This is a genomic window from Humibacter sp., assembly GCF_035547335.1.
GTDB lineage: Bacteria > Actinomycetota > Actinomycetes > Actinomycetales > Microbacteriaceae > Humibacter.
Genome location: NZ_DASZVF010000044.1, coordinates 1 through 12,121, shown reverse-complemented (window position 1 = coordinate 12,121; position 12,121 = coordinate 1). Strand labels below are relative to the sequence as shown.

The 12,121-nt window shown below is 69.0% G+C and carries 7 protein-coding genes; 3 read left to right on the top strand and 4 right to left on the bottom strand.

Annotated elements, in window-relative coordinates:
- On the top strand, positions 1-819 hold an 819-nt coding region (locus tag VHB92_RS09025), incomplete at its 5' end, for a tRNA-dihydrouridine synthase (RefSeq protein ID WP_325453418.1).
- A 41-nt stretch (positions 820-860) separates the two neighbouring features.
- On the opposite strand, the gene VHB92_RS09020 is transcribed toward VHB92_RS09025, so the two are convergent.
- Positions 861-1,898 carry a hemolysin family protein gene (locus tag VHB92_RS09020; RefSeq protein WP_325453417.1) on the bottom strand — a complete coding sequence of 346 codons (1,038 nt, stop codon included), beginning with the start codon at positions 1,896-1,898 and terminating at the stop codon, positions 861-863.
- Positions 1,891-3,288, bottom strand: coding sequence for a hemolysin family protein (locus VHB92_RS09015; protein WP_325453416.1), 1,398 nt, complete (start codon positions 3,286-3,288; stop codon positions 1,891-1,893). The genes VHB92_RS09020 and VHB92_RS09015 overlap by 8 nt, the downstream gene beginning before the upstream one ends.
- A gap of 213 nt (positions 3,289-3,501) precedes the next feature.
- On the opposite strand from VHB92_RS09015, the gene pepN reads away from it, so the two are divergent.
- Positions 3,502-6,033 (top strand): aminopeptidase N, encoded by a 2,532-nt coding sequence (pepN, locus tag VHB92_RS09010; RefSeq protein WP_325453415.1) that lies wholly within the window; start codon positions 3,502-3,504, stop codon positions 6,031-6,033.
- A gap of 9 nt (positions 6,034-6,042) precedes the next feature.
- On the opposite strand, the gene VHB92_RS09005 is transcribed toward pepN, so the two are convergent.
- Complete coding sequence (locus tag VHB92_RS09005; protein ID WP_325453414.1) at positions 6,043-7,482, bottom strand: GuaB1 family IMP dehydrogenase-related protein; 1,440 nt, start codon at positions 7,480-7,482, stop codon at positions 6,043-6,045.
- Between the two features lie 264 nt (positions 7,483-7,746).
- On the opposite strand from VHB92_RS09005, the gene VHB92_RS09000 reads away from it, so the two are divergent.
- Entirely contained in the window at positions 7,747-11,700 is a 3,954-nt protein-coding gene (locus tag VHB92_RS09000; RefSeq protein ID WP_325453413.1) for a multifunctional oxoglutarate decarboxylase/oxoglutarate dehydrogenase thiamine pyrophosphate-binding subunit/dihydrolipoyllysine-residue succinyltransferase subunit, read from the top strand.
- Positions 11,701-11,724: 24 nt separating this feature from the next.
- Here the strand turns inward: VHB92_RS09000 and VHB92_RS08995 are convergent, their stop codons facing one another.
- A complete protein-coding gene (locus tag VHB92_RS08995; protein ID WP_325453412.1) occupies positions 11,725-11,880 on the bottom strand; it encodes a hypothetical protein in 156 nt (51 codons plus the stop codon).
- Positions 11,881-12,121 lie beyond the last annotated feature (241 nt).

Genomic DNA, 12,121 nt, shown 5'->3' with positions numbered 1-12,121 from the left:
GTGACGGAGTTCATCGCGTCGCAGGGCGCCGTGCCCGGCATCCAGCTCGCGCACGCCGGCCGCAAGGGCTCGACCTGGTCGCCGTGGGGTGAGGACGGGCGCACGGGGACGATCCCCGCTGAGCTCGGCGGATGGGCGACGGTCGCGCCGTCCGCCGTCCCGTACCACGGTCTCGCCGCGCCGGACGCGCTGGACGAAGACGGCATCGATCGCATCGTCGACGCCTTCGCGGATGCGGCGCGCCGTGCCGTGCAGGCCGGCTTCGGCATGGTGGAGGTGCACGCGGCGCACGGATACCTGCTGCACGAGTTCCTCTCCCCCGCCAGCAATCTGCGCACCGACGACTACGGCGGGAGCCTCGAGAACCGGGCAAGGGCGTTGCTGCGTGTCGTCCGTGCCGTGCGCGACGCGATCGGCGAGCTGCCTTTGTTCGTGCGGTTCTCGGCCAGCGACTGGGCGCCGACCGGGTGGGACGTGGACGCGTGCGCGACCGCCGCGGAATGGTGCTCGGACGCCGGAGCCGACTTCTTCGACATCTCGTCGGGTGGAAACGTGCCTGCGAGCATCCCGGCCGGACCCGGATATCAGGTGCCGTTCGCGGCGCGGATCAAGCGGGCGACCGGTCTCCCGGTCTCCGCCGTCGGCATCATCACGGAATCGAGGCAGGCATCCGAGGTGATCACATCCGGCCAGGCGGATGCCGTGTCGCTGGCCCGCGAGCTGCTTCGCGACCCGCACTTCCCGCTGCGCGCCGCCCACGAGCTCGGCGTCGAGATCGACTACTGGCCCGGGCAGTACGACCGTGCCCGTTGGCGCTGAGGCATAGCCCGCTCAAGCGTCCGCCCCGCCGGGCCTAGCGTTCACGACCGCCGGGTCGCGTCCTGTACTTCGCCGACGAGCTCCTCGATGATGTCCTCCAGGAAGACGACGCCGAGAGTCTCGTCGTCGTCGCCAACGGTGCGTCCGACGTGGCCCCCGGAGCGTCGCATGACGGCGAGCGCGTCCTCGATGTCGGATTCCGGCTCGAGCGGGACAAGGCGGCGGAACCGCCACGCAGGGATGGGCTCGTCGTAGCCGTCACGCTCCAGGTCGAGCACATCCTTGAGGTGCACGTACCCGACAGGTTCGTCCGTGTCGTCGACGATCACGTAGCGGGAGAAACCGTGCTTGGCCACGGCGCGCTCCACGTCGGCGGGTGTCGCCGTCTGCGGCAGGCACACCAGCGTCTCGAGGCCGAGGGAGACATCCGCGACCTTCTTCGCGGAGAACTCGAACGCGTTGCTCAGGGTGCCCGTACGGTCGGTGAGCACGCCTTCTCTCGTCGACTGGTCGACGATGGTGGCCACCTCGTCGAGGGTGAACGTGCTGACCGCCTCGTTGACGGGCTTCACGCCGAACAGGCGCACGACGCCGTTCGACGTCGCGTTGAGCGCGACGACGATGGGCCGGAACACGCGCGCGATGCCGACGAGCGGCGGGGCCAGCAGCAGGGCGGCCCGGTCGGGCAGCGAGAACGACAGGTTCTTCGGCACCATCTCGCCGAACACGACGTGCAGGAACGTGACGAGCACGAGCGCGATGGCGAACGCGACGCCGGCGATCCAGTCATCCGACATGCCGGTCAGCGCGAGGGGCGCCTCCAGCACGTGGTGGATGGCGGGCTCCGAGACGTTGAGGATGAGCAGCGAGCACACGGTGATGCCCAGCTGCGTCGTGGCGAGCATGAGCGTCGCGTGCTCCATGGCCCATAGCGCCGTGCGGGCCGCTCGGCGGCCGTGCTCGGCCAGCGGCTCGATCTGCGAACGACGCGCCGACATGACCGCGAACTCCGCGCCGACGAAGAAGGCGTTGCCCGCCAGCAGCACGACGAGCAGCACGATGCCGATCCAATCAGGCACGACCGGCCTCCCGTCCTGCCTCCGAGCGGTCGGGCGACCCGGAGTTCTCGGAACGCTCCACGGTGTTCCTGCGCTCGGCGTAGTGCGCGGGATCCGTGTCGGCATCCGGTGTGAACCGCAGCCTGTCGACCCGCCGGCCGTCGAGTCGCTCCACCCGCAGGGTGCCGCCGTCGACGTGCACCTCGTCTCCCACCACGGCGAGCCTGTCGAGCTCGTTCATGACGAACCCCGCGACGGTCTCGTACGGCCCGTCGTCGGGGATCTCGATGCCGGTGCGGTCCTTGAGCTCATCGGGCCGCAGCATGCCCGAGATGGTGATCGAGCCCGCCCCGCGCACGATGTCCGCCCGTGCGCGGTCGTGCTCGTCGGCGACGTCGCCGACGAGTTCTTCCACAAGGTCTTCCAGCGTGGCGACGCCGGCCGTGCCGCCGTACTCGTCCACCACGACGGCCATCTGGTAACCCTTGCCGCGCAGCTCGCCGAGCAGGGTGTCGAGCGTCATGGTCTCCGGCACGCGCACGGCATCCGTCTGCAGAGCGGATGCCGGCACCTTTGCCCTGCGCTCGATGGGCACGGCCACCGCCTGCTTCACGTGCACGATGCCGACGATGTCGTCGATGTCGTCGTCGATGACCGGGAAGCGCGAGAAGCCCGTGCGCCTGGCGAGCGCGAGCACCTCCGTCGCCGGATCGGCCCTGTGCACGCTGGCGACGCGAGGGCGCGGCGTCATGACATCGGATGCCGTGTGCTCCGAGAACCGCAACGTGCGTCCCAGCAGGGTCGCCGTGTCCGACTCCAGCACGCCGGCACTGGCCGAGCGGCGCACCAGGGATGCCAGCTCCTCTGCGCTGCGCGCGCCCGAGAGCTCTTCCTTGGGCTCGATGCCCAGCATGCGCAGCACGCCGTTCGCGCTCACGTTCAGAACGGCGACCGCCGGCCGGAAGACCGTGGTGAACACCGTCTGAAACGGGATGACGATCTTCGCCGTCGCACGCGGCAGCGCGAGGGCGAACCCCTTCGGAACGAGCTCGCCGATGATCATCGACAGGAGCGTCGCGATCACGATCCCGACCACTGTGCCGATCGGTGAGACGGCGCCGGCCGGGACGCCGGCCGACGTCAAGGGTCCGGCGATGAGCGACGCGATGGATGGCTCCATCAGGTATCCGGTGAGCAGCGTCGTCAGGGTGATGCCGAGCTGCGCGCTCGACAGGTGCGTCGAGGTGATCTTCAGCGCGGCGATCGTCATCGCCAGACGCGTCTCGCCCCTGTCGCGTCGCGCCTCGAGATCGGCTCTGTCGAGATTGACCAGCGCGAACTCGCTGGCCACGAAGAAGCCGGTGCCGATGGTCAGCACGACGCCGGCGGCGAGCAGGATCCATTCGGTCACGGGCGTTGCCGCTTTCCGGCCGGCGAACCATGCCGACGCAGACCGGCCCGCTGTCGGCGGGAATCGCAGAGGGAACAGGCCGAAGGAGGGTCGTCCATTGTCCTGCCGAGTATACCGGCGGGGCCGGTCCGCACCGCCGGTGACGTGCCCCGGCCAATGGTCCGGCGGGCAATGTCACCGAAGCGCCGACGCGCGCCGTGAAACCATGAGGCCATGGACTCAGCGAATCTGACGCGCGCCGAAACGGCCGCGCGCTCCAGGGCGGTCGTCGTGCGATCGTGCGCCGTGGAGCTCGACCTGCGGAACGCGGCCGACGCATCCGTCACCGAGTTCCCGACGAACACGACAGTTCAGCTGATCACGAGCGCGGAGTCGATCTGGCTCGACTTCATCGGACCACAGGTGCGGTCGGTGACCGTGAACGGCAGGGCCGTGCCCGTGCGCTACGACGGCGCTCGCATCCTGATCGATCTGCCCCGCGCAACCGCGGAGGATGCGCCGGCATCCGTGACCGTCACGGTGACAGCGACCGCCGCATACAGCCGCACGGGCGAAGGGCTGCACAGGTTCATCGATCCCGTGGACGGCGAGACCTACCTCTACACGCACTTCGAGCCGGCGGATGCCCGCCGCGTCTTCGCGTGCTTCGAGCAGCCGGACCTGAAGGCTCCTCACACGTTCGTGGTGCACGCGCCGGCACGCTGGACGGTGCTGTCCAACAGCCAGGCGCGCACCCGGGAGCAGCTCGAGGGCGTGCAGAGAGTCGCGTTCGACCCCACTCCGCCGCTGCCGAGCTACCTCGCGGCCGTGGCGGCCGGCCCCTTCCACGGCGTTCGTTCGTCGTGGAGCACGGAAGGGCTCGAGGTGCCGCTGGGTGTCTACTGCCGGGCATCCCTCGCGCAGCATCTCGACGCCGACGAGATCCTCGAGGTCACGCGGCGCGGCCTCGACTTCTTCAGCGAGGCGTTCGACACGCCGTACCCCTGGGGGAAGTACGACCAGGTCTTCGTGCCCGAGTACAACATCGGCGCCATGGAGAACCCGGGCTGCGTCACCTTCACCGAGCGGTACATCTTCCGCGGGGCCGCGACCGAGGCGCAGCACGAGGCAAGGGTGACGACGATCCTGCACGAGATGGCGCACATGTGGTTCGGCGATCTCGTGACGATGAAATGGTGGGACGACCTGTGGCTGAAGGAGTCGTTCGCCGACTACATGGGCACGCTCGCCACCGCGGAGGCGACCACGTGGACGGATGCCTGGGTCGGCTTCGCGAACCGGCGCAAGGCATGGGCATACCTGCAGGATCAGTTGCCCACGACGCATCCGATCGTGGCCGACATCGCCGACCTGCAGGCGGCGAAGCTCAACTTCGACGGCATCACGTACGCGAAGGGCGCCGCCGTTCTGAAGCAGCTCGTCAGCTACATAGGCAGGGACGCCTTCTTCGCCGGCGCCAGGCGGTACTTCGGCGACCACGCCTTCGGCAACACCACGCTCGGCGACCTGCTGGCGGCGCTGGAGCAGGCGTCGGGGCGGGACCTGCTCGCATGGTCGAAGGCATGGCTCGAGTCCAGCGGCATGACCACGCTGGCCCTCGTGCAGGGACCGAACGGGCTCGCCGTCGTGCCGTCCGACGACCGGCCGCACCGGTTCGCGGTCGGCTGGTACGACGCCGATCCGGACGGCAGGATCGTCCGCCGAGCGAGGCGTGAATTCGAGGTGGCGGGCGAGCCGGTGCCGATCGGCGACCGCGATGGCGCCATCGTGCTGGTCAACGACGGCGATGACACCTATGCCAAGCTCCGCCTCGACGAGCGCACCCTCGACACCGTCGAATCCTCTCTCGGCTCCGTGGCCGATCCGCTTGCGCGCGGCCAGCTCTGGTCTGCGCTGTGGGACGCCACGCGTGACGGCGACTATCCGGTGAGCCGCTATCTCCGGGTGGTCAGGGAGCACGCTCCCGCGGAATCCGACTCCGGGCTCCTCGCCTCCGTGCTCGCGAACGCCAGGTTCGCGATCGAGCACTACGTGCCGCTGCGCGATCGCGACGAACAGCGCTCCCGGTGGCTGGATGCGTCGTGGGAGCGGCTCTTCGCCTCCCCCTCGGCGGGCGAGCGGCTGACCTGGGCACGTGCGGTTGCGGCGGCGGCGACGGTGGACGACGGTCGCGCCGCCGGCATCCGAGCCTTGCTCAACGGCACCGTGCCGCCGCCGGAGGGCCTGAGCGTCGATCCCGACCTGCGCTGGTCGTTGCTCACGGCGCTCGCGGCGACCGGTCACGCGGATGACGCGGCCTTGGAAGATGAGCTCGGGCACGATGACACCGCGACCGGCCGGACCTCTCTCATCCAGGCGCTCGCGGCGCGTCCCCTGGCGTCGGTGAAAGCACAGGCGTGGCGCAGCGCGCTCGCCGACACGTCGCTGACGAACGACCACCTGGCGGCCACGATCGCGGGTTTCACGGCGGGCGCGCGACGCGACCTCACGGCGTCGTACGACGGCGAGTACTTCGCATCGCTGCGCACCGTGTGGCAGAGCCGCAGCATCGAGATGGCCGAGCGGATCGTGCTCGGGCTCTTCCCGTCGGCGGACTCGACGGAGGCGGTCGACGCGTGGCTGTCCTCGAACCGGGACGCTCCCGTCTCGCTCGTCCGCCTGGTCACCGAGAGACGCGACCACCTCGCCCGCGACCTGCGCGTCCGCGCCGCGAACGAGGCAGACGCAGCGGACGCCACGCACTGAGCGGAGGCGTCACCAGCTGACCGGCAGCGCCTTCCCCTCCTCGTAGCCTGCCGCGGACTGGATGCCCACGAGCGCCCGGTCGTGGAACTGCTTGAGCGTGCGCGCTCCCGCGTACGTGAACGAGCTGCGCAACCCTGTCGTGATCATGTCCAGCAGGTCTTCGACCGAGGGCCGCAGCGGATCGAGGTAGATGCGGGAGCTGGAGATGCCCTCGGCGAAGAGGCGCTTGCGGGCGCGCTCGTAGGCATCCAGCCGTTCGAAGCGTTCCTGCACCGCCTTCGTGGATGCCATGCCCCAACTCTCCTTGTACAGGCGACCCTGCTCGTCGGTCTGCAGCCGGCCGGGAGCCTCGACCGTGCCGGCGAACCACGAGCCGATCATCACCGAGGCGCCGCCTGCCGCCAGCGCCAGTGCCACGTCGCGGGGATACCGCACACCGCCATCCGCCCAGACGTGCACTCCCAGCTCGCGCGCCGTCTCCGACGTCTCGAGCACCGCGGAGAACTGCGGTCGCCCGACGGCGGTCATCATGCGCGTCGTGCACATGGCGCCGGGACCGACACCGACCTTGACGATGTCCGCCCCGGCCGAGACGAGGTCGCGCACCGCCTGCTCGGTCACCACGTTGCCGGCCACGATGGGAACCCCGAGGCGCAGCTTCGCGACGGTGTGGATGGCGCGGCGCATCCCGTCCTGATCGCCGTGCGCCGTGTCGAGCACGAGCACGTCGACGCCGGAGGTGACAAGCGCCTTGGCGCGCCCCTCCACGTCGCCGTTGATGCCGATGGCGGCAGCGATCCGCAGGCGTCCGCTCGCGTCGAGCGCCGGCTGGTAGATGGTCGAGCGCAGGGCGCCGGTCCTGCTCATGGTGCCGATCACGCGACCGTGCTCGAGCACGGGTGCGAAGTCGAGGTCGGCCGCGTCCAGCAGGTCGAAGGCGGCGCGGGCGTCAGACACGTCCTCCGCGTCGATCGACGGCAGCGAACCGTGCAGCAGGTCGCCGAGGCGGGCTTCGGGGAGCGCGGCGGCGAGGTCGAGCGCGGCGAGGCATCCGACGTACTTGCCGGTGTCGTCATGCAGCACGATGCCGTGACCGGCGAGCGGCGGCACCATGGTGAGAGCCTCCTCGACGCTCTCGTCGGGGCTCATGACGAAGGGCGAGTCGAACACCCTCGGCTGCTGTTTGACCCAGTCGATCGCCGCTTCGAGGTCTTGCGGATGCATGTCCTGCGGAAGCACGCCCAGCCCCCCGCGCCTGGCGAGGGTGGCGGCCAGCCGAGGGCCCGTCACCGAGTTCATGTTGGACGAGACGACCGGGATGGTCGCGCCCGTTCCGTCTTCGGGAGCGAGCGAGACATCCATGCGACTCGTCACGTTCGAGCGGCTGGGCACCAGGAACACGTCGGAGTAGGTCAAGTCGTGGGTCGGCGCCGTTCCATAGAACTGCATGAGCCCAACGTTATGCGGTGGTCGTCGGGGCCGCACGCGCCACCTCGCAACACGGCTGTCCCGCGCCCTCGTCGCGTCAGGACGACTGCCCGTGCAGAGGCCACGGTCGCCCGGTTTTCTCAGGGCCGCGCCGCTGTCAACCACCACCATGTCGGCCGCGGCATTCAGACGATTCGATTAGGCTTGATCCCTGGCCGGAACGGCCGGTCATCAGGCCGAAGTGCCGGCAGAACGATCATCAACGAAGAGAGTGGGCGAACGGCTGTGTCGAGCCAGTTGACCGGTGTAGGAACGGACGAGGGAGCGTCAGGAGAATTCGGAGCGAACGAGTGGCTCGTCGACGAGCTGTACGAGCAGTACATCGCCGACAAGAACTCCGTGGACAAGTCCTGGTGGCCCATTCTCGAGACCTACACCCCGGGCAAGAGCGCTCCCGCCGGCTCCCCTGAGAACCCGCCAGCCACGCCGCAGGAGCAGGCGGCACAGCCCCAGGCTCCGGCCGCGACACCGGCCGAGACCCCGTCGACGACAGCGCCGACCGGCCAGTCCGGTGCGGCGACGTCGAGCGCTCCCGCGCCGCAGACGACCCCACCTCAGAAGACCGAGCCTCAGAAGACCGAGCCTCAGAAGACCGCCGCCGCGGCGGACTCCTCCGCTACGGCTGCTGCCGCGCCCGCGAGCACCGCCCCCGCCACCGCGACGGCCCTTGAGGGTCAGACGACCTCCTCGCAGCCGGTCGCCCGCACCACCTCCGTCGCCCCTCGGCCCGCGCCCGTGCCGGCGGACGCCCCCGTGACGGCTCCGCAGTCCGTCGTTCGCGAAGGCGACCAGCCGCAGGCGGAGCCTCAGCCGGTCGTCACCCCGCTGCGGGGCATGGCGAAGTCCCTGGCCACCAACATGGATGCCAGCCTCACCGTTCCGACGGCCACGAGCGTGCGCACCATCCCGGCCAAGCTCATGATCGACAACCGCATCGTGATCAACAACCACCTCGGTCGCACCCGGGGCGGCAAGGTGAGCTTCACGCATCTGATCGGATGGGCGCTCATCCAGGCTCTCAAGGAGTTCCCGAGCCAGAACGTCTACTACGACGTCATCGACGGCAAGCCCTCCGTCGTCGCGCCTGCGCACGTCGGCCTCGGCATCGCCATCGACCTCCCGAAGCCCGATGGATCGCGTGCGCTGCTCGTCCCGGCGATCAAGCGGGCCGAGTCGCTCACGTTCGGCGAGTACCTGGCGGCGTACGAAGACCTCGTGAGGCGCGCCAGGGCGAACAAGCTCAGCGCGGATGACTTCAGCGGAGCCAGCATCTCGCTCACCAACCCGGGCGGCATCGGCACCGTGCACTCCGTCCCGCGCCTCATGAAGGGGCAGGGCTGCATCATCGGCGCCGGCGCGCTGGAGTACCCGGCCGAGTTCCAGGGATCGTCACTCAAGACGCTGACCACGCTCGGTGTCGGCAAGACCATCACGCTCACCAGCACCTACGACCACCGGGTGATCCAGGGTGCAGGTTCCGGCGAGTTCCTGAAGATCGTGCACCAGCTCCTGATCGGCCAGCGCAACTTCTACGAGGACATCTTCGCCGCGCTGCGCATCCCCTACGACCCGATCCACTGGGCAGAGGACATCAACGTCGACGTGGCGAGCTCTGTCGACAAGACGGCGCGCGTGCAGGAACTCATCAACGCGTTCCGGGTGCGCGGGCACCTGATGGCCGACATCGACCCTCTGGAGTACAAGCAGCGCACGCACCCCGACCTCGACATCGCGACGCACGGTCTCACGTTCTGGGACCTCGACCGCGAGTTCGTGACGGGCCGGTTCGGCGGCGACAAGCGCACGATGCTGCTGCGCGACATCCTCGGCGTGCTGCGCGACTCGTACTGCCGCACCGTCGGCATCGAGTACATGCACATCCAGGATCCGGCGCAGCGCAAGTGGATCCAGGACCACGTCGAGGTTCCCTACGAGAAGCCGACGCACGACGAGCAGCTCCGCATCCTCGGCAAGCTCAACGAGGCCGAGGCGTTCGAGACGTTCCTGCAGACCAAGTACGTCGGCCAGAAGCGCTTCAGCCTCGAGGGCGGCGAGTCCACGATCGCGCTGCTGGATGCCGTGCTGCAGGAGGCCGCGCTGAACGGCCTCGACGAGGTCGCCATCGGCATGGCGCACCGCGGACGGCTCAACGTGCTCACGAACATCGCGGGCAAGACGTACGGACAGATCTTCCGGGAGTTCGAGGGCGCGCAGGACCCGCGCACGGTCGGCGGCTCGGGAGACGTGAAGTACCACCTCGGCACGGAGGGCACGTTCACCGGGGCCAACGGCGAGGAGATCGCCGTGTACCTGGCCGCGAACCCCTCGCACCTGGAGGTCGTGGACGGCGTGCTCGAGGGCATCACGCGTGCGAAGCAGGACAGGCGCCCCGCGGGCACGTATCTGACGCTGCCGGTGCTCATCCACGGCGACGCTGCGATGGCCGGTCAGGGCGTCGTCGTCGAGACGATGCAGATGTCGCAGCTGCGCGCGTACCGCACCGGCGGGACCATCCACATCAACATCAACAACCAGGTCGGGTTCACCACGCCGCCCAGCGAGGGCAGGTCGTCGGTGTACGCGACCGATGTGGCCAAGACGATCCAGGCGCCGATCTTCCACGTGAACGGCGACGATCCCGAAGCCGTCGTGCGGGTGGGGCAGTTGGCCTTCAAGTTCCGTCAGGAATTCAAGAAGGATGTCGTCATCGACCTCATCTGCTACCGCCGTCGCGGGCACAACGAGGGTGACGACCCGTCGATGACACAGCCGCTCATGTACAACCTCATCGAGGCGAAGCGTTCCGTTCGCCGGCTCTACACCGAGGCCCTCGTCGGCCGCGGTGACATCTCCGAGGAGGAGTACGAGCAGGCGCACCGGGACTTCCAGGACCGCCTGGAGCGCGCGTTCGCCGAGACGCACGCCGCCCAGACCGGTTCCATCCCGGTCGTCGCCGGCGACCCGGAGGCGATCAACGACCTGGAACGCCCCGACGCGCAGCAGGATGCCGCCCACGGCGAGCTCGCGACGACGGGCGTCTCCGAGGGAGTCATCCAGACCGTCGGGCAGGCGTTCGGAAACCCGCCTGCCGGATTCACCGTGCACCCGAAGCTCCAGCAGCTACTGGCAAAGCGGGTGGAGATGACCAAGAGCGGTGGCATCGACTGGGCGATGGGCGAGCTGCTCGCGCTGGGCTCGCTGCTGCTGGAGGGCACGCCCGTTCGCCTCGTCGGACAGGACTCCCGCCGCGGAACGTTCGTGCAGCGGCAGGCCGTGATGCACGATCGCATGAACGGGCAGGAGTGGCTGCCGCTGGCCAACCTCAGCGACAACCAGGCACAGCTCTGGATCTACGACTCGCTGCTCAGCGAGTTCGCGGCGATGGGCTTCGAGTACGGCTACTCGGTGGAGCGTCCTGACGCGCTCGTGCTGTGGGAGGCGCAGTTCGGCGACTTCGCCAACGGAGCGCAGACGGTCATCGACGAGTTCATCTCCTCGGCCGAGCAGAAGTGGGGCCAGCGATCCTCGCTCGTGCTGCTGCTGCCGCACGGCTACGAGGGTCAGGGGCCGGACCACTCCTCGGCACGCATCGAGCGGTATCTCCAGCTGTGCGCCGAGAACAACATGACGGTCGCGCGTCCCTCGACTCCCGCCTCGTACTTCCACCTGCTGCGCCGCCAGGCGTACGCGCGTCCGCGCAGGCCGCTCGTGGTGTTCACGCCGAAGGCCATGCTGCGGCTTCGCGGTGCGACGAGCGACGTCTCGGAGTTCACGTCCGGAGCATTCCGTCCCGTGATCGACGACCCGCGAGGCGTCGACAAAAAGGCCGTGAAGCGCGTGCTCGTGATGGCAGGCAAGGTCTACTACGACGCGAAGGCGGAGCTGGACAAGAACCCTGATGACCGCATCGCGCTGGTGCGCGTCGAGCAGTACTACCCGTTCCCGGGCGACGAGCTGAAGTCGGTGCTGGCCTCGTACCCGAATGCCGAGTTCTTCTGGCTGCAGGACGAGCCGGAGAACCAGGGTGCATGGATCTACATGGCCTTGTCGGCTGCGAAGGCCGGGCTTCCGCCGTTCGGGGTCTTCTCCCGTGCCGCGTCGGCCTCGCCGGCGACCGGTTCGGCGAAGCGTCACGCGCAGGAGCAGTCCGACCTGATCAAGCGCGCCGTCTCGCTCTAAACAGACGAGAAGGGGCCCGTGCCGTCAGGCGCGGGCCCCTTCTCGTCCTCCTTGCAGCACGCTGAGCGAGCCTCTCGGAACTCGCACGATCGGATAGAGCACGAACGGTTGATCGATCCCGCCCGCCTCACCGTCGCCGGCCAGGAACGTCACCATGGGATAGCCGGAAGAGGTGTACAAGCATCCGCTTCTAGGAGCCGGGACTCCAGCCCGACGGCAACACTCCAAGAGTGGCGGGCGTCCGATGCCTGGAAGCTGGCCATCGGGTCTGGCGCGGATGGCTACACAGTGCATCCGCTACTAGGAAGGGAGCATCGCGCCGGACCAAGAGTGGCGGGCATCCGCTTCTCGGAAGCTGGCATCGGGTCTGGCGGGAGCGACGCGAAGCGCCGCGGAGGCATGCTTCCGAGAAGCGGATGCC

Excerpts from the sequence above, each read along its gene's own strand:
- pepN (WP_325453415.1), top strand. The coding sequence starts at position 3,502 with ATGGACTCAGCGAATCTGACGCGCGCCGAAACGGCCGCGCGCTCCAGG.
- VHB92_RS09005 (WP_325453414.1), bottom strand. The coding sequence starts at position 7,482 with ATGCAGTTCTATGGAACGGCGCCGACCCACGACTTGACCTACTCCGAC.